The organism is Streptomyces sp. NPDC059695 (assembly GCF_042733785.1).
In the GTDB taxonomy this organism is placed as follows: Bacteria; Actinomycetota; Actinomycetes; order Streptomycetales; family Streptomycetaceae; genus Streptomyces.
Genome location: NZ_JBHWFF010000015.1, coordinates 156,900 through 179,024 on the forward strand (window position 1 = coordinate 156,900; position 22,125 = coordinate 179,024).

The 22,125-nt window shown below is 71.5% G+C and carries 20 protein-coding genes; 16 read left to right on the forward strand and 4 right to left on the reverse strand.

Annotated elements, in window-relative coordinates:
- Positions 1-131: 131 nt before the first annotated feature.
- Both ACFV2S_RS20550 and ACFV2S_RS20555 read right to left on the reverse strand, forming a co-directional pair.
- Positions 132-746 (reverse strand): HdeD family acid-resistance protein, encoded by a 615-nt coding sequence (locus tag ACFV2S_RS20550; RefSeq protein WP_385560834.1) that lies wholly within the window; start codon positions 744-746, stop codon positions 132-134.
- A 35-nt stretch (positions 747-781) separates the two neighbouring features.
- On the reverse strand, positions 782-2,149 hold the full coding sequence (locus tag ACFV2S_RS20555) for a dipeptidase (protein WP_385560837.1): 1,368 nt from the start codon (positions 2,147-2,149) through the stop codon (positions 782-784).
- A 169-nt stretch (positions 2,150-2,318) separates the two neighbouring features.
- Here ACFV2S_RS20555 and ACFV2S_RS20560 point away from each other — a divergent pair, with 169 nt between their 5' ends.
- Together ACFV2S_RS20560 and opcA are read left to right on the forward strand one after the other, a co-directional pair.
- Positions 2,319-2,840: a DoxX family membrane protein gene (locus ACFV2S_RS20560; RefSeq protein WP_385560840.1), complete on the forward strand. Its 522-nt coding sequence runs from the start codon at positions 2,319-2,321 to the stop codon at positions 2,838-2,840.
- A 79-nt stretch (positions 2,841-2,919) separates the two neighbouring features.
- The gene (opcA, locus tag ACFV2S_RS20565; RefSeq protein WP_385560843.1) at positions 2,920-3,831 is read left to right on the forward strand and encodes a glucose-6-phosphate dehydrogenase assembly protein OpcA; all 912 of its coding nucleotides are present in this window, start codon (positions 2,920-2,922) and stop codon (positions 3,829-3,831) included.
- A gap of 371 nt (positions 3,832-4,202) precedes the next feature.
- Here the strand turns inward: opcA and ACFV2S_RS20570 are convergent, their stop codons facing one another.
- Entirely contained in the window at positions 4,203-4,970 is a 768-nt protein-coding gene (locus ACFV2S_RS20570; protein WP_385560846.1) for a class I SAM-dependent methyltransferase, read from the reverse strand.
- 31 nt (positions 4,971-5,001) lie between these two features.
- Positions 5,002-6,117 carry a cytochrome P450 gene (locus ACFV2S_RS20575; protein WP_385560849.1) on the reverse strand — a complete coding sequence of 372 codons (1,116 nt, stop codon included), beginning with the start codon at positions 6,115-6,117 and terminating at the stop codon, positions 5,002-5,004.
- A gap of 348 nt (positions 6,118-6,465) precedes the next feature.
- On the opposite strand from ACFV2S_RS20575, the gene ACFV2S_RS20580 reads away from it, so the two are divergent.
- The 14 genes from ACFV2S_RS20580 to ACFV2S_RS20645 all read left to right on the forward strand — a co-directional run bounded on the left by ACFV2S_RS20580 (position 6,466) and on the right by ACFV2S_RS20645 (position 21,914).
- Positions 6,466-7,656, forward strand: a complete 1,191-nt coding sequence (locus ACFV2S_RS20580; protein ID WP_385560852.1) for a cytochrome P450 — start codon at positions 6,466-6,468, stop codon at positions 7,654-7,656.
- A 245-nt stretch (positions 7,657-7,901) separates the two neighbouring features.
- Positions 7,902-8,183, forward strand: coding sequence for a hypothetical protein (locus tag ACFV2S_RS20585; RefSeq protein WP_385560855.1), 282 nt, complete (start codon positions 7,902-7,904; stop codon positions 8,181-8,183).
- Between the two features lie 175 nt (positions 8,184-8,358).
- Positions 8,359-8,553, forward strand: a complete 195-nt coding sequence (locus ACFV2S_RS20590) for a hypothetical protein (protein WP_385560858.1) — start codon at positions 8,359-8,361, stop codon at positions 8,551-8,553.
- Positions 8,554-8,674: 121 nt separating this feature from the next.
- Positions 8,675-11,452 (forward strand): hypothetical protein, encoded by a 2,778-nt coding sequence (locus ACFV2S_RS20595; RefSeq protein ID WP_385560860.1) that lies wholly within the window; start codon positions 8,675-8,677, stop codon positions 11,450-11,452.
- Positions 11,453-11,465: 13 nt separating this feature from the next.
- Entirely contained in the window at positions 11,466-12,224 is a 759-nt protein-coding gene (locus tag ACFV2S_RS20600) for a hypothetical protein (RefSeq protein WP_385560863.1), read from the forward strand.
- Between the two features lie 67 nt (positions 12,225-12,291).
- Entirely contained in the window at positions 12,292-13,605 is a 1,314-nt protein-coding gene (locus ACFV2S_RS20605; protein ID WP_385560866.1) for a hypothetical protein, read from the forward strand.
- A gap of 11 nt (positions 13,606-13,616) precedes the next feature.
- Positions 13,617-14,012 carry a hypothetical protein gene (locus ACFV2S_RS20610; RefSeq protein WP_383784478.1) on the forward strand — a complete coding sequence of 132 codons (396 nt, stop codon included), beginning with the start codon at positions 13,617-13,619 and terminating at the stop codon, positions 14,010-14,012.
- Between the two features lie 20 nt (positions 14,013-14,032).
- Positions 14,033-14,230: a hypothetical protein gene (locus ACFV2S_RS20615; RefSeq protein ID WP_383784475.1), complete on the forward strand. Its 198-nt coding sequence runs from the start codon at positions 14,033-14,035 to the stop codon at positions 14,228-14,230.
- A gap of 22 nt (positions 14,231-14,252) precedes the next feature.
- The gene (locus tag ACFV2S_RS20620) at positions 14,253-14,456 is read left to right on the forward strand and encodes a hypothetical protein (RefSeq protein WP_385560870.1); all 204 of its coding nucleotides are present in this window, start codon (positions 14,253-14,255) and stop codon (positions 14,454-14,456) included.
- On the forward strand, positions 14,453-18,847 hold the full coding sequence (locus ACFV2S_RS20625; protein ID WP_385560873.1) for an AHH domain-containing protein: 4,395 nt from the start codon (positions 14,453-14,455) through the stop codon (positions 18,845-18,847). The genes ACFV2S_RS20620 and ACFV2S_RS20625 overlap by 4 nt, the downstream gene beginning before the upstream one ends.
- Positions 18,848-18,869: 22 nt before the next feature.
- A complete protein-coding gene (locus tag ACFV2S_RS20630) occupies positions 18,870-19,379 on the forward strand; it encodes a hypothetical protein (RefSeq protein ID WP_385560876.1) in 510 nt (169 codons plus the stop codon).
- Entirely contained in the window at positions 19,376-19,801 is a 426-nt protein-coding gene (locus tag ACFV2S_RS20635; RefSeq protein WP_385560879.1) for a hypothetical protein, read from the forward strand. The genes ACFV2S_RS20630 and ACFV2S_RS20635 overlap by 4 nt, the downstream gene beginning before the upstream one ends.
- Positions 19,792-21,540, forward strand: coding sequence for a hypothetical protein (locus ACFV2S_RS20640; RefSeq protein ID WP_385560882.1), 1,749 nt, complete (start codon positions 19,792-19,794; stop codon positions 21,538-21,540). Before ACFV2S_RS20635 ends, ACFV2S_RS20640 begins: the two co-directional genes overlap by 10 nt.
- Positions 21,540-21,914, forward strand: a complete 375-nt coding sequence (locus ACFV2S_RS20645; RefSeq protein ID WP_385560885.1) for a hypothetical protein — start codon at positions 21,540-21,542, stop codon at positions 21,912-21,914. Before ACFV2S_RS20640 ends, ACFV2S_RS20645 begins: the two co-directional genes overlap by 1 nt.
- Positions 21,915-22,125: the final 211 nt, after the last annotated feature.

The window sequence follows — 22,125 nt, forward strand, 5'->3', positions numbered from 1 at the left end:
GGGCGGGGGGGGGGGCGTCTGGGGGGGCGTGGTGCTCACGCACCGAAAACAGGCCGCCCCGGCGGCGACCCCCCCCCCCCCCGGCGTGCCCCGGGGGGGGGCGGCGGGCGGTCCGGCCGGGAAGGAGCGGGTCAGGCACCCGCCGGGAGGTCCTTGGCGCGGGAGCGGACCATGAAGGCCGTGACGATCTCGGTCACGCCGACGACGAGCAGCCAGATGCCGCCGAGGACGGTCAGCACCGCCGCGGACTCCAGCGGGGACACGATCAGCACGATTCCGGCGAGCGCGCTGACGATGCCCAGGAAGACCTGCCAGCCGCGCGCCGGCGCCGTGGGGTCCGAGGCGGCCGCCACCGTCTGCATGATGCCGCGGAAGAGCCAGCCGATCCCGATCCACAGCGCGAGCAGCAGGATCGACTGCGCCGCGCCCCGGAAGCAGAAGAGACCGAGCAGGATCGACAGCGCGCCGCTGATGAAGGCCATGACCCGCAGCGCGGTGGTGGCGTGCGTGCCGAAGGCGGCGACGAGTTGCACCACGCCGCTGAGCAGCAGGTAGACGCCGAAGAGCACTCCCACCACCTTCAGGGTGGCCTCCGGCCAGGCCAGGACCAGCACGCCGAGGACCAGGGAGACGAGCCCGGCGACGAGCAGGGCCTGCCAGGCGAAGCCCGCCAGCATCCCCAGCGGACCGGGTGGCACCTCCGCCCGGGTGGAGCGGTCGTACGGACTGCCGTGGGTCTGTGTCATGGGACGGAACCGGTCCTTTCGTCGCGGGGGGCGGTTCAGCGCGAGGCCGCGTAGGAGCTCAGGAAGAGGGCCTCGGCCAGCGCCATGTGCTCGATCTCCGAGGGAGCCACGCTCTCGTTCGGCGCGTGGATGAGACAGCCCGGCTCCTCGACGCCGATCAGCGCGATCTCCGCCTCCGGGAAGTGCGCGGCGAGCACGTTGCACAGCGGGATCGACCCGCCCTGCCCCGACTGGACCATGTCCTTCCCGTACGCCTCGCGGAGCGCCGCCCCCAGTGCCTTGTAGGCGGGCCCGTCGGTGCGGGCACGGAAGGGCTGACCGCCGCTCTCCGGCTCCACCTCCACCCGGGCGCCCCACGGGGCGGAGGCGGTCAGATGGCCGGTGAGGGCGCGCAGGGCGTCGTCCGTGTCGATCCCCGGCGGGACGCGCAGGCTGATCCTGGCCCGCACCTTCGCCTGGATCGCGGCCGAGGAGCCCACCACCGGCGGGCAGTCGATGCCGAGGACCGTGACGGCGGGCCGGGCCCACAGCTCGTCGGCGACCGAGCCCGTGCCGACGAGGGACACCCCGTCCAGGACGCCCGCGTCGGTACGGAACTGCTCGGCCGGGTAGGCGACGCCGTCCCAGACGCCGTCGCCCGCGAGTCCCTCGACCGCCGTGTTGCCGTGCTCGTCGCGGAGGCCGTCGAGGATCCGGACGAGCGCCGCCAGCGCGTCCGGCGCCGGGCCGCCGAACATCCCGGAGTGCATCTCGCCCTTGAGGGTGGAGACGGTCACGACGACGTTCGTGAGTCCGCGCAGGGAGGTGGTGGCGGTGGGCAGGCCGAGCGCGAAGTTGCCGGTGTCGCAGACCAGCAGGGTGTCCGCGGCGAAGAGTTCGGGCTGCAGCGGCACCAGCTGCTCCAGGCCGCCCGTCCCCTGCTCCTCCGAACCCTCCGCGACGAACTTGATGTTCACCGGGAAGCCCCGGCCCTCCGGGCCGCCGAGTGCCCGCAGCGCCGTCAGGTGCATGGCGATGTTGCCCTTACAGTCCGCGGCACCGCGCCCGTACCACCGCCCGTCGCGCTCGGTCAGCTCGAAGGGAGGGGTCCGCCAGGCGGCGTCGTCGAGGGGCGGCTGCACGTCGTAGTGGCAGTAGAGCAGGACCGTAGGTGCCCCCTCGGGCCCCGGCGCGTGGCCCACCACCGCGTCCGTGCCGTCCGGGGTCGTCACCCGCCGCATGTCACGGAGTCCGGCCTCCGTGAACGCCCGGACGAGGAAGTCGGCGGTCCTGGCGCACTCCTCGGGCGGAAACTGGCGCGGGTCGGCGACCGAGCGCATCGCCACGAGCGCGGTCAGGTCCTCCTTCGCCCGGGGCATCAGCGCCCGGACCTTCTCCCGCAGCGCGGCGGTCTCGGCGGACATGCGTACCCACTTCCCTCGGGGACGAAAGCCCACTCAGTCAAGCAACAGTGGGCAATCGCCGCAAAACATGACTCAGATGGACGAATCAAGCGATGTTCCGCAGGGCGCCCGTGCGTGGTCCGGGCGAGAGTGGACCCCGTACGCCCCGCCGACGGCACCTGGAGACCTCATGGCCCACCCCAACCGACGCGATCTCGGGCTGCTCGTGCTCAGGGTCGGCACCGGTGCCGTGCTCGCCGCGCACGGCACGCAGAAGCTCCTCGGCTGGTTCGGGGGCGGTGGCATCGAGGGCACCGCCAAGGGGATGGAGGCCATGGGCTTCCACCCGCCCCGGGAGAGCGCGATCGCCGCCGGACTCGGCGAGGCGGGCGGCGGCGTCCTCCTCGCCCTCGGCCTCGCCACCCCGGCCGCCGGCGCCGCCGCGGCCGGTGCCATGGCGGGGGCCGTCGCCGTGCACGCCCCGGCCGGCTTCTTCGCCCAGGGCGGCGGCTACGAGTACCCGGCCTTCCTCGGCTTCACGGCCGCCGCGATCGGCATCGCCGGCGCCGGACGCTACTCCCTGGACCACGCCACCGGCCACGTCCTCGACCGCCCCTGGGTGGTGGCCACCGCCTTCCTCGGCACGGCGATCGCCGCCGCGGCCGTCGTCGGCCGCCGCGCCCGGGAACAGGCCGCCCCCGAACCGGAGTAGTCCGAGCGAGGGGGGACCCGCACGCGCGAGGCGCGCGGGAGGGTTAGGCTCGCCGCAGAGGAAGGGACGGGCGCCGCACATGAAGATCGATCTGACGGACACCGACTCCAGCAAGATCAACAAAGCGATTCTGCAGGGTCGCCGGGCCGTCGGCACCCCCGCCGTCGGCGCCGTGCTCACCCTCATCGTCGTCACCGACGAGGAGAACGCGTACGACTCCGTCAAGGCGGCCAACGAGGCCTCCCGGGAACACCCCTCCCGCACCCTCGTCGTCATCAAGCGGCACGCCCGCACCCCCCGCGAGCGGAACGAGACCCGCCTCGACGCCGAGGTCCGGCTCGGCACCGACGCCGGCTCGGGCGAGACGGTGCTGCTCCGGCTCTACGGCGAACTCGGCGCCCGCGCCGACTCCGTGGTCCTGCCGCTGCTCCTGCCGGACGCGCCCGTCGTCGTCTGGTGGCCCGTCGACGCCCCCGAAGTGCCGTCCCTGGACCCGCTCGGCTCGCTCGCGCAGCGCCGCATCACCGACATGTACGCGGTCGAGGACCCCCTCGCCGCCCTGGAGAAGCGCTCCGCCTCGTACGCCCCCGGCGACACCGACCTCGCCTGGACCCGGCTGACCCCGTGGCGCTCGATGCTGGCCGCCGCCCTCGACCAGGCCCCGCTCACCGTCACCTCCGCGGCCGTCGAGAGCGAGGCGGAGAACCCCAGCGCCGAGCTCCTCGCCCGCTGGTTCGAGGTCCGGCTCGGCGTCACCGTCGACCGGGTCGTCACCGACGGCCCCGTCGTCACGGCCGTGCGGATGGGCACCGCCGACGGCGAGATCCGCATCGACCGGCCCGAGGGCCCGGTCGCGCGCCTCGCCATCCCCGGCCAGCCCCACCGGGTCCTCGCGCTGAAGGTCCGCACCACGGCGGAACTGATCGCCGAGGAGCTGCGCCGCCTGGACCCGGACGAGGCCTACGCGGCGGCACTGCGCGGCCCGGCCTGACGGGCGTTCGCCCACGCCCGTGTGGGCCCGCGCCCACGCCCGGTGGGCCCTCGCCCGCTGCCCGTGTGGGCAATTGTCCCGCAGGGCGGGACGGGTGGGCACACGGGACGGCGCCTTCTCGCGGCGCCTCCGCGTTCCGTGCCCTGGCCCGCACCCACCAGGGCGCCGTCACCGGCGGTGCGGGTTCAGGCTCAGCAGCCTCTGGCGCCGGCAAGGGCGCCGTCCGTTGTGCCCACCCGTTCCGCCCCTTGCGGAACGCCTGCCCACAACGCAGGTGGGCGCCGCCCCAGCGGAACGATTGCCCACAACGGAACGGCGGGGCGCGGCCCACAACGGCGCGGCGCAGCCCCGGCGCGGCCCCACAGTCGGCGTCAGGTCGACCGGGTGAAGGTCAGGACGACGTCCGCCCCCCGCCTCGGGCGGGGCACGTCCGGGTTCGGGAGGGCGAGCAGCCGCGCCCTGGTCTCGTCGACCAGACGGGTCGCCTCGCCCCCCACCGCCCACGCGCCGGTGAACAGACCGCGCGTCAGCGACGCGGCCATCGCCCGCGGCGACACCTCGAACGACGTGGGCCGCTCCGAGGCCGTTCCCCCGTAGACGAGGCCGTGGGCCGCGGCGATCGGGGCCAGCCGCTCCGGGTCGTCCCGGCGGCTGCCGTCCGGATCGAGGGCGTCCTCCAACTCCCCGACGAGGACGCCGACGTCGTCCGTCGGCCGTGTCCCGCCCGCCGGGATCACCAGGTAGCGGCCGCCCGGCCGCAGGACCCGCGCGACTTCGGCCATGACGGCCCGGTTGTCCGGTCCCGCGTGGAGCAGCCAGGTCGACATCGCCTGGTCCACCGACCCGGTCCGCACCGGCAGGCGGCAGGCGTCGGCCACCGCCACCCGCGCACCCAGCCGGGCCCGCGCCCGGGCGAGCATCCCCGGCGAGAGGTCGAGCCCGTGGACCGTGTGCCCGCGCGCGGCCAGTTCGGCCGCGACGATGCCGGTGCCCACGCCGATGTCCAGCACCGGGCGGGCCGGGTCGAGCAGCGGCGCCAGCATCGACGCGAAGCCCGCCGCCCGTTCCGTACCGCCGCGCGACTCGTCGTACTCCGGGGCGATCTCGTCGAACTCCGCGGTGGCGGAAGCCGATCCCATGTGCCTGTGTCCTTTCGTCCGTCGCCGCCGGTCAGGCCTCGGGCGTGAAGGTGACGGGCAGCGTCGCCATGCCGCGCAGGATGCCCTCGCGGCGGCTCAGGTCGGCGTCCGGGTCGGCGAGCCGGAGGTCGGGGAAGCGCCGCAGCAGGGTGCCGATGGCGATCCTGGCCTCGGCGCGGGCCAGCGGAGCACCCAGGCAGAAATGCACACCATGGCCGAAAGCAAGCTGTTGCGGCACCTCGCGGCGTGCGACGTCGAGGATGTCGGCACGGTCGTAGCGCGCCGGGTCGCGGTTGGCCGCGGCGAGTCCGATGATGATCATCTCGCCGGGCGGGACGGTGACGCCGCCGATCTCGTACGGGTCGACCGTGAAGCGCGCGACCCCCCGGCTCACCGGGCCCTCGAAGCGCAGGAGTTCCTCGATCGCGCCGGGCAGCAGCGAGGGGTCGTCGCGCAGCGCGGCGAACTGCTCCGGGTGGCGCAGCAGGGCGTGGACGCCGTTCGCGATGAGGCTCGCCGTCGTCTCGTGGCCGGCGAGCGTGAGCAGGATGGCCATGGCCGTCAGCTCGCGGTCGCTGATCTTCTCCTCGGCCTGCGCGGCACAGAGCGCGCTCAGCAGGTCGTCCTTCGGGTCCGCCTTGCGGGCGGCGATCAACGGTTCGAAGAACTCGGTGAGTTCGGCGCGCGCCCGCGCTCCCTTGGCGAGCCGCTCGGGCGTGTTGGGCGGCATGATCAGACCGACGGCGAGCCGGGCGAAGTCGGGCTGCCCCTCGGCGGGGATGCCGATGAGCTCACTGAGCACCGCCATGGGAAGCGGCAGGGCGAACTCGGAGACCAGGTCGGCGGATCCGCGCTGCGCGATCGCGTCGAGGAAGGCGTCGGTGTGCGCCTGGACGCGGGGGGCGAGCGCCTCCACGCGGCGGAAGGTGAAGGCCTTCGAGACGAGGTTGCGCAGCCGGGTGTGGTCCTCGCCGTTGGCCACCAGCATGCTGGCCATCAGGACGTTGGTGCGCTCCTGGTGGGCCATCTCCTCCTCGAGCCCGTTGACCCCGACGGGACTGCTGCTGAGGCGCGGGTCGGTGAGGGCGGCGGCGGCCTCGTCGTAGCCCGTGACCATCCAGACTTCAAGAGTGGGATTCAGCCGCACGCGCTGGACGACACCGTGCTCACGGATGCGTTCGAAGAGCGGGTAGGGGTTGGGCTGTTGAGCAACGTTTACCGGGACATCGTGAACGATTGTCTGGTCTTGACCGGTCATCTTCCGTAACTCCCCGAAGCTTTGTGAAAGATCTGAGGCAGGTAGTCATACCAGCCACCCCAGTTGCGTGGTAGCGTCACCGGCGCTCGGCTCGGATGATGTACGGGGAAGGACCGGCGAACCGCCGGTGAAGCACTGACGAGGCGTTCCACCCACCGGTGATCCGGCGTCTCGCACCGCTCGACTTGCAGGCAGCCAAGGCCTCGACCAGGCCCGATGCACAGGGGGAGACGTTTCGTGGAGCAAGCGGCAGCCGTGGACCCGATTCTGGATCTGGCCCGTCCGTCGATCCTGCGGAACCCCTACCCCGCCTACGCCCGGCTGCGGGAGACCACGCCGGTCTTCTGGCACGAACTGCTCGGTTCCTGGGTCCTCACCCGGCACGCCGACTGCCTCGCGGTGCTCACGGACAGCAACCGGTTCGCCTCCGACTGGCGCCGCGCCGGGGAGGACATCCCCGCGCCGCTGCTGAGCGTCCAGACCCTCGATCCGCCGGAGCACACCGCCATCCGGCACCTGCTGCTCGACGGCTTCCGCGCCCAGGACCGCCGGGCCCTGCACGAAGGCCTGGAGCGCGAGATCGCGGACCTGCTCGCCGAGCTGTCCCGGCGGCCCTCCTTCGACTTCGTCGGGGAGCTGGCCGAACCGGTCGCCCTCCGCTTCGTCACCGCCTTCCTCGGCGTCCCCGCACCCGGGCTCGACTGGTTCGTGCCCATGTCCCGTACCGTCGTCGACGGCATGGACGCCGGGCTGTGGCCCGAGAAGCACGAGCCCGCCGTCGCGGCCCGCGCGCGGCTCGCGGAGTACGCCGGCGGGTGGCTCGCGGATCCGCCCGAGGACGGGCTCATCGCGTACGTGGCGGAGCACGCGGCGGACAGCGGCGTGGCAGAAACGGTTCTTCGGAACAGTCTGCGTGCCGTCCTCCACGCGGGCTACGAATCCGCCTCGCGGCTCCTCGGCAACGCGGCGGCCGCCCTCCTCACCACCCCCGGCGCGCTCGGCGCGTTCCGGGCGAGCCCGGCCGCGGCCGTGGACGAACTCATCCGGTACGACGCACCGGTCCAGGCGGACGCCCGGGTCTGCGTCGCCGACACCGAACTGGGTGGCGTCACCATGAAGGCGGGTGATCCGGTCACGCTCTTCCTGGGCGCGGCCAACCACGACCCGCTGCGGTTCGACCACCCCACAGAACTGCGACTCGACCGCGCCCCGAACCCGCACCTCGGGTTCGGACGCGGGGCCCATGCCTGTCTGGGCGCGTCCATGGCGATCCGGCTCGCCGGATCGGTCCTCGGGGCCCTGGCCAGGGACTACCCGGACGCACGGGCCGTCGCGGAACCGGACCACCGGCGCAATCTGACCCTCCGCGGTCTCGACCGCTTCGAGGTCACCCTGCGCCCACGAGCGGGGGAGGAGGTTCGACCATGAAGTACTGGCACTGAAACTCACGCGCGTGACGCCCGTCCGGGAGGCGGGCCGTCACGCCGGTGTACGGCTCACGTGCACCCGCCGGAGCCCGGGCCCGCTGCGCGGCCCGGGCTCCGGCCCTTCAACACTCCGCGCCATGAACGCCACGAGAGCGGCACAGAGCCTCCACTCGTGACATCCTCGGACGAACCGCCCACACCGACGTCCCCCTGTGGGCCTTCCTCGTCTTCCGTGCGGAGGCACTCTTGATCATCAGCCACGCCGTGCGTCACGATGCCCTGCACGTGACGCTCCACCACGACCTGGACGTCACCAACCGCGCCGCGGCCGCCCTCCAGATCCAGTCCCTCGTCCAGGAGCACCGGCCCGCCCGCGTGGTCATCGTGCTCCCGGCGGCCGACCCCAGCCCGGCCACCCTCAGCGCCCTCGCCCGCGCCCACCGCATGTGCGCGGGACTCGGCGTCCCCCTCGCCCTCAGCGGAGCGAGCGACCGCACCCGCAGCCTCCTGGACGCCAACAGCGCCTGACACGGTGACGCCCGGGAACGGTGACGGACGATCAGCACTGTCGGTGAACAGTGACGGCCGATCAACACGGTCGGTGACCAAAGGGGCTTCGGCCGGACCGGCTGCGTGGCCGCCCGGCGCACACGTGTCTAAGCTGTTGAAGGGGACGCGGCCGCAGGTGATGGGAGCAGGAGCCATGAGCGGCGGACAGCACCGCAGCACCCTCGTGATCCGTACGGCGGACGCCGCCGACGGCCACGCGATGCCGGCGCCCCGCACCACCCCGCCCCGCGCGCTCCCCGACGGCGTCGGCCCCGTGGCCCCCCAGGCCGCGGGAGGCGCCGGACGCCACAGGCGCGTCCCGGCCCCCACGTCCGCGGAGGCCGCTTGACGAACCCGGCGCCGTCCGCACCGCACCGCAGCGGTCGGCCGACCGCGGTCCGTGCGGCGACGCCCACCATCGAGGGGCGGGCCGCCAGGGGGCGGGATCCGTGTGCGCAGAGGAGCACATCATGGGCCGGAACGAGGAACGCAGGCACAGGAACGACCCGGGCCCGCAGCCCGGCCTGCCTCTGAGGCTGGTCCCCGGGGTCGGGGAGCACCGGGACACCGGGGGCGTCCTGCGCCGGTACTTCGACCCCGGCGCGACCCTCTTCCGCGCGCCGACCGCCCAGCGGGCCGTCCACACCTTCGTACGGGAGCGCGCGGAGGAGCTCGGGACGGACGGCACGGATCTCCGTCGGGTGAGCGAGGACGAGGCCCCGGGCACGCTCGACGTCCGCTACCAGCAGTTCCACCAGGACGTTCCCATCCTGGGCGCCACGCTCCAGCTGGTGGCCGACACGGGGCAGGCGGCCGTCGTACAGGTCGAGAACACGACGGATGCCGATGTCTCGGACGCCCCCGACGTGAGCGAGGCACAGGCCCCCGACCTCGTGGAGAAGAGCGCGCTCGCGCCCTTCCGCGAGGGGTACGAGGCCGCCACCGTCGTCCGCGACGACCTGGTCTACCTCCGGGACACGTCCAGGCCCCCGCTGCCGGAGGCGGACCGCCCCACCGCCTCGGCCGCGCTTCTGAAGCAGGGGAAGCGGCGCCCCGACGGCAGGCTGCACCTCGTCCACGACCTCATCGTCGAGACCACCGGCCCCTTCGAGCACTTCCGCGTCGTCGTCGACGCCGTCGCGGGCAAGCTGCTCTGGATCGAGATCGCGGGCCACTACGTGACGGCGACGCTCAAGGTCTACGTACCCGACCCCGTGACGGAATCGGACGACGGCACGCTGAGTTCCCGGTCCACCGACGAGGCCCTGATGCCGTTCGCCCACGAGGTCCAGACCCAGATCGCGCCCCCCGACGCCCACGGCAGGTTCCACCTCGACGGCGATTGGTGCCGCTGCGTCGACGGGGACGACTCCGGGTTCGTCCAGCCGGATTCGGACTCCGCCTCCTTCGTGTTCGACCACCCCAAGGACAACGCGTTCCTCAGCGCGAACGCCTACTACTGGACCGACTCCTTCGCCCGGTACCTCCGCGGTCTGGGCAACCCGGTGCTCAACGCCCGCATGGTCAAGGTCGACATCGACCCGCAGGGCCCCGACAGCACCGATCAGAGCGAGTGGATCGGCACCGCGACCCCCCCGCGGATGCGTCTCGCCAGGAAGCTCGTGCCGGGGGCCGCCGACCTCGGCGTCATCGTGCACGAGTACACGCACGGGGTCATCCAGTGGCTCAGGCCCGGCGCCACGGGCCCCCTGGAGTACGCGCACAGCATCTGCGACGTCATGGCCGGCATCTACCGGGACCTGTTCAACCGGGCCGGGAACCGGCGCACCGAGACGTTCCCCTTCGACAACAACCTGCAGGACGAGTGGAGCCCCGGACGCCGGCTCGACCTGACGCAGCGCTTCGACGACGCGGACTTCGACGACTACTCCGCCGAACAGCGCAACTCCATGCTGGCCTCGGCGCTGTGGCAGTGCTACCTCGGCATGGGAGGGAAGGCGAAGGAGGGCGTCGTGCGGAGGAAGGCCGCCGACAAGATGGTCACGACCCTCCTGACGATGATCCCGCTCCTCGGCGCTGACACACCGCAGAGCAGGAAGAACGCCGTCCGCCTGGGCGAGAGCCTGATCGCCGCGGACGTCACCGTCAACGGCGGTCTGCACCGCAACGTGCTCAACGACGCCTTCGTCCGTCAGGGGCTCTGGCCCAGGCCGGACGTCGACGTGTTCATCGCCGACTCCGACAAGGACACCGGTCTCGTACCGAGCGGTGGTGACCTGGACCCGTTCTGGACCTCGCCCGACATCTGGGTCCGCAACCAGATCGGCCCGGGGGAGGACCCCGAGGCGGGGGCCCAGGATCCCATCGTCAACCAGACGAACTACCTGTACGTGCGCGTGCACAACCGCGGGACGGTGGAGGCCGGGGCCGAGCGGTTCACCGTCGAGACCTTCCGGTGCGACCCGGGGACCGGCATGACCTGGCCGACCAGCTTCAAGTCGATCAGCAAGGAGACGATCCACTCACCGATCCCGCCCGGTGGCTCCGTGCGCGTCGGCCCGTTCCCCTGGGTGCCGACCATCGAAGGTCACGAATGCCTGATCGCGATCGCGCACGGTTCGGACGATCCCTCCGTCACGGCCACCTCGGCGACTCCGGTGCCGCACGACCGGCTCGTGCGCTACGACAACAACGTGGGCCAGCGCAACGTCTACCCGAAGAAGTCCGTCCTGGGCGGCCAGAGCGACTTCACCCTCTTTCTCCGGGGCGGGCCGACCGCGACGGACGGCTCGTGGGAGCTGGACGCCACGAGCATGCCACCGGACACCCGGATCACCATCCGGACCCTGAGCCGCATCGTCACACCCTCCCTCCTCACCGACGTGGAGGTGACGGAGTCCGGAGAGGTCCGCTCCACCCTGCAGATGTCCGGCGGAAGCAAGGCGCTCGTCGACGGCTTCCGGCTCGACGCCGACGACGAGGTCTCCGCCGTCCTCACGGTCGACTTCTCCCACGAGGCCGAGCACCTCAAGAGCTACGACCTCATCGCCACCCAGATCCAGGACTTCGAGGTGGCCGGACGCATCACGCTCGAGATCGTCGCCATCAAGGACCTGCACGAGTGGTTCTTCGCCAACCCGAAGACAGGCGAGGTGCACATCGAGACGTGTCCGCTCTGGAACCGGATCGGCGCCGCGCACAAGCAGCCTTACGCGCGCATACAGGAGGCGCAGGTACGCGGCTTCAACGGCTGCGCCTTCTGCCTCCCCCAGTTCAACACCGGTTGACGGGGACAGCACCATGGCAGCGACGATTCCCTTCACGGACGGTCTGATGCTCCGGTATCTACGACCGGAGAACGTGGCGGCACTGTTGCTTCCGGCGGCCGACCCGGAGCGCGAGCGCGTGCGGTCGCTGCTGGTGTCCGTCTACGATCCGGCCTGCCTCGACATCAGATCGGTCGAGTCCGTCCGGGTCGACCGCACGGAGTTCCAGACCGCCGTCCACGCCACGATCGCCGTCCACGGATCATGGGACAAGTCGATCCCCGCCACGGAGCAGGCCCGCGCCACCGTCGAGATCCCGGCGACACCCCCGGTGCACTGGATCGACATGTCGCTGGAGACCGTGGTCACGGTGAAGGCGGCACCGGTCGGCAGCCTCCTCTCGTCGGTGGAGGCGGATGCCTGGGCGGCGGCCGGCGCCGCCCGGGCGACGCACGACGAGTTCGAGCGGGCCTACCGGCTCCAGTACGAGGATCCACCCCCCTTCGATCCCTCAGCGCCGGCCCGCAGCCTCCCCCTGCGGGTGTCGACGCTCATCTTCGACCGCCTCGACCCCGTCGGCGCGCTGCGCCGGCTCAGCCAGGCCAAGCGGGCGGTCGACATGGCGAGTCCGCGGCCGGATGCCCACGACGGCAGCGCCCTGCTCGCCTCCAGCGCGTGGCTGGCGGTCTTCCCCGCCACCGCCACCGACGAGACGTCACGGACGACCGAGCAACTGGTCGGCGATCTGCTGGCGACCCAGGGATTCGTCGCCGTCTTCGAGACGGCGCCCTGAGCGACCGGCGGGCACCGGCCGCGCCCCCTACCCGGAGACGGGGCGCACACACGGTGAGGAGCAGTCGATGCCGTTCAACTACATCACCGTCTCAGCGAGCAGTGATCTCTTCGCGCCCGCCACCAGAGCCTTCGGGGACATCCTCGTCATCGGCAAGGGAGCCATCGGAGGCGTGGCCACGGACGCCCGGCCGTTCACGTACCCGGGCGACGCCGAGAAGGCCTACCCGAAGGGGAGCACCAAGCTGGCGGACAAGGTCGACGCCCCCACCAAGAACGCCACGGCGGCGTCGAAGTACCCGGTCGGAACGGAGGTCGCCATCGGGAAGGACGACGCGGTCGAGGTCCGCACGATCACGGCCGCGACCGACGTGACGGGCGGCAAGTCCACCTGGACCCTCGACGACAACCTGACGAAGAACCACGCGGCGGACGAGCCGGTGGTCGCTCTCGGTCTGAGCGACCTCGCCGCCTCGATCTCCCTGGCCTTCCGCCAGACCCCGCCCCCGACCAAGGTCTGGGGCCTCGAGGTGGCCTTCGACACGCCCGTCTGGGCCAACGCGTTCACGGCGGCCAAGGAAGTCCCGGCACAGATCGTGGTCCTCGCCAACACCCCGCTGAACGAGACGCCGGCCACCAACCACCCGGTCGACCTCCTGGCGAAGCACGTCAGCGGCGTGTCCAACAGCGGCGGAGACGGCAGCGAGCGCATCGGGGTCGCCATGCTGGACCGGACCATGTCGCAGGACGACCAGATCGCCCTGAACAAGGGGGCGGTCCGCAACAACCGGATGGTCCTGGTCGCCCACCGGTCCGACGACGACGTGGCGGCGGCGGTGGCCGGAGTGATCGCGGGCTACGAACCCCACATCTCCCTCCTGCTCAAGCCGATCTCCATCGACATGACCACCCTCTTCACGGCCGCCGAGATCGATGCCTACTACGCGGCCTCGATCAACTGGGTGACGAGCCCGGTGCTGCTCCCCGGCCACGGCCTGTACCTGGGGGAGGGACTCACCGCCAACCCGGGCACGAAGAAGTACATCGACATCGTGCGGACCCTGGACGACATCAGCTTCCGGGTCAAGGCGACGCTGATCGAGGCGGTCGGCGACGTCCGCATCGACCGCCCGGGCCTGCGCACGGTCGTCACGCTCGTCCAGGGCGCGCTCTCGCCCCTGGTGAGCCGCGGCGTGATCGAGAGCTACGACATCCACATCCCGCTCCTCGTGCTCCTGGAACGCGACCGCGCCACCCTGAGCGCCGAGGAACTCCAGCTGATCAGCAACGGGCGGAGCGGCCGGAACGTCGACATGGACATCGCGGTCGTCTACGCGGGCGTGGTCCACCAGATCGCCGTCAAGCTGGTCCTCAAGGGTTAAGGAGCGATGAGATGCCCGAGGTCAAGTGGGACACCCGGTTGACGGTGATGCTCGGCACCACGGCGGTCACCCCCATCGACTCCTTCAGCCCCACCTTCAACAGCCCGGTGCAGCCCCTGCATTCATTGGAGGCCGACAACGTCGCCCACGTCGTCCAGCCCAAGGCGTTCACCTTCTCCATGGCGGTGAAGGCGATCGGCCCGGTGGTCGCCAAGCTCACCGACATCGCCCTGCACCACGAGAGCTTCAACATCGGGCTCCAGGAGGCTTCCGGCAAGGACTGGACGTTCCAGCAGATCCTGTTCAGCGAATGCTTCATCACGTCCGCCGCGACCACGGTCCTCATCGACGGCGTGCCCACCACCACCTTCAACTGCGTCTGCCTGGAAGTCACCACCACGACCTGACGCGCGTACGGAGGAACCCCATGTCGCACCAGGAGACCGAGCAGCCGGGGGCGCTGCCCGAGGTCATGGGACCGGAGCCCGTCATGGTCTCCGGTCCGGGGGCGGAACTCCACTTCCACTTCCCGATCGAAGTGGTCCTGGCGGGAGACATCGCCGAGGAGACCCGCCGGGAGCTCGTCTCGGGCATCTACGAGGCCCTGTACGAGGCCCTCGGCTGAGCGCACGTGCCGGAGAGTTCACATGCCCACCACGATCACCTGTCACTTCCCCATCACCGTCAGGATCACGGGGACGCCGTCGCCCGCCGGCCTGGAACGTCTGGGCGAGGTGGTCGAGCAGGCGCTGGTCGCCCGCCTGGAGTTCGCCCGGGCGAAGATCGCCGCCGCGGGCTTCCCCGAGATCGTCTCCGCCGACGCCGACGACCGGGGGCGGACGACGCCGTGAACGCACCCACCGAGGTCACGCCGGTCACCGCCGCGGAGACGGCGGCGAGCGGCGTGGCGTACCGGCGACTGCATCCACCGGCGTCGGTCGAGTTCACCGGACCCGGCGAACGCCCCGCCTACGACACGAGGCTGGAAGAACTGCTGCTCCGCGCGGTCGCCCGGGCCGTCGACGAGGACGACCGGAACGCGGGGATCGCCGGTCCGCGCCCGACCGGGCCGACGGCCGTCGGCACGACGGAGACCGGCTCGCCGGTGGAGTCGGCTCTGAGCGCGCGCGGGCACCTCACCTTCGCCATGGCCGTGTCGGAACCGGAGGACGGAGGGGAAGGGGCGGCGGGAGCCGGTGAGGAGGGAAAGGAGCGAGCCGGTCGGGAGACGGCCGGGGACGGCCCGGGCGAGACCGGGACGCAGGACACGAGGGAGACCGCGGAGCCCGGCGAGCCGCCGGCCCACAAGGACCGGACCTCCGGGACGGCCACCGGCGAGGACACGGCCACGAGCCCCCCGGCCACCTCCGCTGCCAGTACCACCCCCACCCCCACCACCATCACCCCGACTGCCGGCACCACCCCCACCAGCGGAACCTCTCCCTCTCCCGAGCAGACGTCGCCGCAGCCCGCGGCGCCCGCCCCCGGCACCGACCGCGCCCCATGGACGACGCCGGAAGAGGCCGCCGCGGCCGAGGAGGGCGGGACGGAGGACGTGAGCCTGGCCGCCACCGGCCGCACGCGAAGGGAGACGGGCGTCACCGTGGTGACGGACCCGCAGAGCCAGGTCGTCGAAGGGCCGAGCCCGGTCGACGGACGCGCCGTGATGGTCATCGGCGCCACGCAGCTCGTGCTGCTGGGGGAGGCGACCCGCTACGCACGCTCGCGCAGCCTCATCCACGCGGTCCAACTCGGCGACCACATCTTCGGAGCCCGCTCCTTCGTCGTCCTGGAGGGTTCGCTCGGAACGTCCGAGAGCTACTTCCTCGCCGTGGCCACGGCCCCCACCGTCACCGACGAGACCGTCGGCAGACCGGTGGCGAACTGGGAGCTGGAGGGCCAGAAGATCAGCACCTTCACGGGCTTCCGCGTCCTGCCCTTCATCTCCACGACGGACGGCCACCGGTACGCGGTGAACCTGCTGTGGACCAAGGAACGCGGCTGGGTGTGGGGAGACTCGGACGAGGGCAGGCGCTGGATCCGGATGAGCCGGTCGCCCCGTGAATTCTGGCTCTCCGCAGAGGAGTTGAAGCTCCTCACCTTCCAGGAACTCGACCGCCTGGTGACCTCCGGCCTCGCCGGGAACGACGAGGACCTGGAGAAGGCCGCCGCCCAGCTGGCCGAGATGAGCGCGAAGGCGTTCGCCCTGGTGGACGAGGCGACGAGGGAGAAGTACCTCGAAGTCCTGGTCAAGGCCTGGACGTTCGAGGAACACCGGCGCGCGATCATCCAGATCATGATCTCCCTGGAAGGCCTGAGCCAGTTGCAGGCGGTCCGCGACCGCCTCATCCAGGCCGGCCTGTACGAACAGCTCTTCGCCGACATGGGAGGCGAACTCTGGGAGCTCCTCACGGCGGTCGGCGAGAAGTTCGGCGGCGAGAAGCCCCTGACGACGGGGGAGTTCGTCGATCTCGTGGCCGAGGCCATGAACCTGACGATGCGCCACGACGCCGGCCTCGGCCACAACGTGGAGGGCGAGCAGACCGCCGTCATCGGCCTCAAGCAGGCGATCGAGATCGAGGAGGCCGTCCGAGCGGTCATGGGATTCGTCCTGGGCACGCTCGAATCCCTGAAGATCATGCTGACGCAGCCCGAGAAGATCCTTTCGGGGCTCTGGGCTCTCCACGAACTCGCGGTGACCTGCTACCTGGCCCGATTCCGCGATCCGGTGTCGATGAGGCGGCTGAACGATCTGCTGACGCACGTCGGCAAGGCGCTCGTCCACGGGCTGCGCGGAGCCGCGATCTTCGGAGTCGGTCCGCGTGCGCTCACGAGGATCAAGTGGGCCGTGATCATCGAGGCGCTCACCTGGATGTCGGAGATCCAGGCCGTCGTCGAGGCACTGGCCAAGATCGAGAAGCTCGTCTCCATCCTGCGTTTCCTCAAGATGGTCAAGGCGTTCGAAGGCGAGCGGATCGCCGCCCGCTTCACCCGGCTGGCCGAGGCACTGCACGCGGGCAGCGCCGTCCTGAGGGGGCTCAAGGACGAGCACGCGGTCGTGGACCTGATGCTCCTGCTCCCCGAGGAGGACGGCATCCGGCTCGGCGCCGTACTCCAGGAGGTCGACATACCCCAGGGCACCCACCTGGCGGCGCTGATGGAGCATCCCCGGATCGGCCCCGTGCTCGCCGAGCTCCGGCCGAAGGCCGAGGTACTCGGGGTGCTGGGCGCCAAGTCGGGTGGTCTCACGCCGGAGCTGGCACAGACCTTCGCCCGCCTGACGGGGAAGGACGGCTTCGAGATCGCCGAGGTCTCCAGGGTCGTCGACGCGCTCCAGGACGGTGAGGGCGCACGGTTCGCCAAGACGCTGGAGCAGATCGGCTTCGGCAGGATCGGGCCCCGGGCCCAGGTGAAGGCCGACCTGCTGGCACTGCTGGCGGGGGACAGCCGGCGCATGGAGGCCGTCCACCAGTACGGGATCGCCGTCGTGGGCCAGATGCACGCCCGCTCCGGCGGGAGCGCGGAGGCCTTCGACGCCCTGCTCGCGAAGCTCGAGAAGTTGCGCGCGCAGCACATGGCCGACGGCAGGGCCGTGGAGTTCGCCGAGCTCGTCGAGAAGCTCAGCCAGGGGAAGAAGGGGGCATGGCGGCGGGTGGACAGGCCGCCCAAGGTGCCCCGCGTCAAGGCGACGGCCGCCGAACGCGCCCCGGTCACGCAGCGGATCAAGGAACTGCGCAAGCGGTTCCCCAAGGGCGAGGTCGAGAACCCGAAGGCGATGGAGAACGCGCTGCGGCAGATCGCGCGGACGGCAGAGACCGACCCCGCGAAGGCCATGGAGCAGCTGGACAAGTTCGAGGACCTGGTCAGGGCCGAGGCCACGACCGAGGGGCACGTCGCCGACATCATGGCGGAGGCGGAGGGAAAGGCGACCCGCGAGGCCAAGGCCCTCCACCACGAGGCCGAGGAGGCGCCGGCGCAGGCGCTCGGCGCCCGCGACGAACTCAGGTCGAAGACCGGCGTGGCCGGCTCTCCTTCGCACGAGTTGAAGGAGTCCATGGAACGCGTCGGCCAGCACCAGGACTTCGGGAACCCGGCCCACCACGTGGTCGCGGCGAGCGACGTGCGTGCCGAAGTGCCCAGGGCCATCCTGGAGGAGGTGGGCATCAATCCCGCCGACGACCCGCTGAACGGTGTCTACCTGCCCAGGACCTCCATCGACCCGAAGATCGTTCCCCAGGGCTGGACGCGTCACGAGGTGCTGCACACGGACAACTACTACAAGTGGATCACGCAGACGCTGGTCGAGGCGAGGAAGGAGGGCGGGGCGGACGGGGTGATCCGCGCGCTGTCCGAGATCAAGGAGAAACTCCTCAGCGGGAAGCACCTGCCGCGTGACGTGGGCGTGCCCCATGAGAGTTACGTCGAGTGGTTCGCCAAGTACCGGCACAACCTGGACTGGCTGACCGACGCGGAGCAGCTGGAGCTGCTCGACAGGTTGAGGGCCGCGAAGCAGAGGAAGCGAGCGCCGAGGGTCACGCGGAGGGCGGGTCCGAGGGGGACGGCGGCCGACGCGGGACCGCAGCCGCGGCCCCCGGAGACGGCGAAGGCCAGGCCGGAGGCCAGGACGAAGCCCGAGCCCACGGCCGAACCCACGCCCCGGCAGAAGGCCGAGGCCGGTCCCGGGGCCGGGGCCGAGGCCGCGCTCAAGCCCGAGGCCGAGACGGTGCCCGGGGCCAAGAGCAAAGGCAAGGCCAGGGCCAAGGCCGAAGCGAAGGTGGCAAAGGCGGAGGGCAAGTCCAAGGCGAAGTCCAAGACGGAGAAGAAATCCAAGGCCAAGCCCGAACCCAAGCCCGAGGCCACGGCAGAGGCCAAGCCCGAGGCCGAACCCAAGCCCGAGGCCATGGCAGAGGCCAAGCCCGAACCAGAGGCCAAGCCCGAGGTCGAGGCCAAGCCCGAGGCGACGGCGGACGCCGAGCCCGATCCGGACGCGCGCCCGCGGATCGACATCGAGGACGACCCGGTGGCCGCCGCCGCGGCGGGCCGGCGCGTGCGGGTCGACCCCTCGCCCCGCAGACCGAAACCGCGCTACCGCGTCGACCCGGCTCCACCCACCCGCGTCGCCCCCCAGGCCGGCGAGGACGTGGTCGGCGAACCGCTGTACGAGAGCGAGAGCCCGGGAGAAGCGCCGCAGCCGGAGCGGAAGAAGAAGCGCGCGCACAGGCGGGGAGGCCCGGGGACATGACGAGGGAAGGAAGGTGCGGACCATGCCGGCCGGCTTCAACGTTCCCGTCCTGATCGGCGCGGTGCCGCTGTTCACGGTCACCAGTCTGACCCTCAGCGAGGGGTACCAGGTGGCCAGGATCGCCGGCAGCCGGCTCACCCAGCTCACCGCCCCGACGACCAGAACGATCAGCGTGGAGGCCGTACTCGTCGGCCAGACAAGGCTGTTGTCGAAGAAGGGCCTGGAGACGATGGCGCTGACCTCACGTGCGCTGGCGGGCTCCACGGCGCCCCTGATGAAGCTGGCGGGGCTTCCGGTGGTCTGCGGGATGACCGTCAGCCTCGACATGCAGATCACCAGCCTGCGCTTCACCCAGTCCAACCAGAAGAGGGACGCCGTGGACGTCACCATCAGCCTCGAACAGGTCCCCCGCTCCAGCCTGACCGCGATCCTCGGGGAGGCCCTGGACCTCGCGCTCGCCGTCGGCTCCGCCGCGATCCCCACCGTGAGCAGGACCCGTTCCGTGGCGCGCCAGTTGGGGGGCGGGCTGTGAGCGCCGAACTGGTCTTCCACCGGCTGCCGGTCGAGCCCGACGCGGGCCTTCCGCAGGTCTTCCGGTGTCCGGTGGGCGAGACCACCTACGACTTCGCCCTGTACGCCAACTTCGACGGCGGCGAGGACGATCCTCCCGAGACGCTGTACGACCTCGCGGCGTGGAACCGCGCGCCCCAGCCGAAGGACCCCGCCCTGCAGCCCGTACCCCCCGGCCATCTGGTGCTCAGGGTGGAGGGCCCCGGCCCCGACGGTCCGCGCGTCCTCCTCCTGCGCAAGCTGGTTCCCGAGCCGGATCTCGTGCACGAGGCGGGCCCGCTGGCCGTCAAGCTCGTCGAGGCGACGATCGCCAGGGGCAACCTCAACGGGCTGGGCCACTACGGCTCCCGGATCGTGATCGGGGTGGCACGGCGATGGGAGTGATCCTCTGGTACCAGCTCGACTTCCCGATCCTCCGGCTGAAGATCTCGAATGACGTCCGCAGCGGGTCGGTGCTGGCCGACGCCGAGGTCACGGTCACGTACGCGATCGGTGAACCGGGAACGTTCGAGATCGCCTTCGAGGACCTGCCGCTCCCCGTCCACAAGGTGCTGACCGACGCACTCGCGGAGCGGTCCGGTCCGGACGGCGGAGTCGACGTCGACATCCACCTCGGATACCTGGACGACCCCTCCGGGCAGGAGGTGGTCCTGTCGGGCAGGGTCGACGCGATCAGGTCGGCGACCCGGTTCCCTCCGCTCGGCATCCGCCTCACCGGTTTCGAGGAAGCCGCGTACCGGCTGCTCAAGCACACCGACCCGGGCAGCAGTCCGCCCGTGGCCACGGTCTCGAAGAAGGAGACGACGCCCTACGACGCGGCGAAGCACATCGCCGCACTCGCCGGAGTGGACCTGGTCGGCCCGGAGGAACCCGACGCCCCCGACCGCCCGATCAACAGGTCCGGCACGAACTCCTTCACGCTGCTCAAGGCCATGGCCTCCGACTTCGGTTACGAGATCCTCGTCCAGGACGGCAAGGCCCAGTGCGGACTGACCCTCAGCCATCCGCCGACGGAGAGCAGGTTCCCCTTCATCCCCCCAGACGCCCTGCTCGCGGCCGCGATGCTCGCCGAGGACTGCCTCGTCGAGTACCGGACGATGACCGTGGCCCGACTGGCCGAGTTCAAGCCCGCCCGGCTGGAGGCGGTCGGCAAGCAGCCGGCCGTGGTCACCGACAAGCCGGCCCCGGACGCGGTGGAACTCTTCGACTTCACGGTGCTCGGCGTCCCCTCCCTGCGGGCCGGCCAGATGGTGGCCGCCGGAGTGGAGGGGTACGAGAAGGCGGTCATGAACTTCCGCGTCCTCCAGCTGACCCACACGTTCTCGCCGAAGAACGGCTACACCTGCACCGGCCGCGCCGTGGAGTACAGCGGTGTGGGAGGCAACCACCGGCGCAGTGAGCTCGCCCGCAAGGCGACCCCGCACTCGATCGCGGAACTGATCGGCGGCAAGGCCCAGGAGCGTGCCGCCGCCACCCCCTCCGTCGAGGTCGGCCAGGTCGACAGGGCCACACCGGAGCGGCGGGTGGCGAACGTGACCGTCGGCCAGCGGACCGACCACGCCAAGGCGTCGCCCAGCGTGGACCTGCCCGTCACCGGAGAGGGCGGAGAACGGTACGACAGGCCCCTCGTGTCACCCTTCGCCTGGCACGACGTCGGTCTGTGCGCCCCGGTGTACCCGGGCATGCGCGCGATCCTCAACCAGGTCAGGGGCGACCCCGACGACGGTGTGGTGACCGGCTTCGTGTGGGCCAACGATCCCGAGATGGAACGTCCCAAGTCCTACGAGGGCGACTGGTGGCTCTGTCTGCCCACCGAGGTCACCCCCGGCACCACGCCCAGACCCACGGGCAGGACCGCCAACGACCTGATCACCGCCGACGGCCGCCGGGTCGTGGAGGCGACCGGGCTGAAGGTCGGGATCGGCAAGGAGGTCTGCTCACGGGTCGGGAAGCGCCCCACCGAAGGGGACGCCGAAGTCCTCCTGATCACCCACGCGTCGGGGACCTCCGTCCAGATCGACTCGGACGGAAGGGTCACCGTCGACGCGGGCGGGCAGGACGTGGTGCTCAGATCCGGGGGAGTGACCCTCACGGTCGGCCAGGGAAAGGTGGCGATCAGCTGATGTCCCTCGTACTCGTCGAAGGCGCGATCATCGAGTGCACCCACCAGGGCAGGCTCAGGCTTGCCACGGGTGATCCCCGGGTCACCGTCAGGGGCAGGGGAGTCGTCCTCGCCGGCCAGGAGAGCGGCCTCCAGTTCGGCTCGGCGACCGCCCCCGTACCGGGCATGGTCACGCCCTGCACCGCGAATTCCGGCGGGGTGGAGAAAGCCTGTCTCATCACCGCACCGGCGACCCCCGACGGATCCACGAAGAAGCTGACCGTCGGCGGCAGCCCCGTCCTGCTGGCCACGGCCTCCGGGATCACCGCCAGCGCGCAGGGACCGGCACGGTGGACGGTGGCAGACGCCGGCCAGGACCTGCTGGAGAGTCTCTGATGCCCGGGAACGAACCGCTGGAACCGCGCGACGACCTCCCCGCCGACGGCGGAGCAGCCAGCCTCCCGCCTGGAGACCGGCCTGAAGACGGGCCTGGAGACCGGCCCGGAGACCGGCCTGAACACGGGCCCGGAGACCGGCCTGGAGGCCAGGCCGGAGACCGCCCTGAACACGGCCCCGGAGACCGGCCCGGAGGACAGACCGGAGACTC

What these genes read in the sequence shown, in the direction of transcription:
- ACFV2S_RS20550 (WP_385560834.1), bottom strand. Translation starts at nt 746, where the DNA reads ATGACACAGACCCACGGCAGTCCGTACGACCGCTCCACCCGGGCGGAG.
- ACFV2S_RS20555 (WP_385560837.1), bottom strand. Translation starts at nt 2,149, where the DNA reads ATGTCCGCCGAGACCGCCGCGCTGCGGGAGAAGGTCCGGGCGCTGATG.
- ACFV2S_RS20560 (WP_385560840.1), top strand. Translation starts at nt 2,319, where the DNA reads ATGGCCCACCCCAACCGACGCGATCTCGGGCTGCTCGTGCTCAGGGTC.
- opcA (WP_385560843.1), top strand. Translation starts at nt 2,920, where the DNA reads ATGAAGATCGATCTGACGGACACCGACTCCAGCAAGATCAACAAAGCG.
- ACFV2S_RS20570 (WP_385560846.1), bottom strand. Translation starts at nt 4,970, where the DNA reads ATGGGATCGGCTTCCGCCACCGCGGAGTTCGACGAGATCGCCCCGGAG.
- ACFV2S_RS20590 (WP_385560858.1), top strand. Translation starts at nt 8,359, where the DNA reads ATGAGCGGCGGACAGCACCGCAGCACCCTCGTGATCCGTACGGCGGAC.
- ACFV2S_RS20595 (WP_385560860.1), top strand. Translation starts at nt 8,675, where the DNA reads ATGGGCCGGAACGAGGAACGCAGGCACAGGAACGACCCGGGCCCGCAG.
- ACFV2S_RS20600 (WP_385560863.1), top strand. Translation starts at nt 11,466, where the DNA reads ATGGCAGCGACGATTCCCTTCACGGACGGTCTGATGCTCCGGTATCTA.
- ACFV2S_RS20605 (WP_385560866.1), top strand. Translation starts at nt 12,292, where the DNA reads ATGCCGTTCAACTACATCACCGTCTCAGCGAGCAGTGATCTCTTCGCG.
- ACFV2S_RS20610 (WP_383784478.1), top strand. Translation starts at nt 13,617, where the DNA reads ATGCCCGAGGTCAAGTGGGACACCCGGTTGACGGTGATGCTCGGCACC.
- ACFV2S_RS20615 (WP_383784475.1), top strand. Translation starts at nt 14,033, where the DNA reads ATGTCGCACCAGGAGACCGAGCAGCCGGGGGCGCTGCCCGAGGTCATG.
- ACFV2S_RS20620 (WP_385560870.1), top strand. Translation starts at nt 14,253, where the DNA reads ATGCCCACCACGATCACCTGTCACTTCCCCATCACCGTCAGGATCACG.
- ACFV2S_RS20630 (WP_385560876.1), top strand. Translation starts at nt 18,870, where the DNA reads ATGCCGGCCGGCTTCAACGTTCCCGTCCTGATCGGCGCGGTGCCGCTG.
- ACFV2S_RS20640 (WP_385560882.1), top strand. Translation starts at nt 19,792, where the DNA reads ATGGGAGTGATCCTCTGGTACCAGCTCGACTTCCCGATCCTCCGGCTG.
- ACFV2S_RS20645 (WP_385560885.1), top strand. Translation starts at nt 21,540, where the DNA reads ATGTCCCTCGTACTCGTCGAAGGCGCGATCATCGAGTGCACCCACCAG.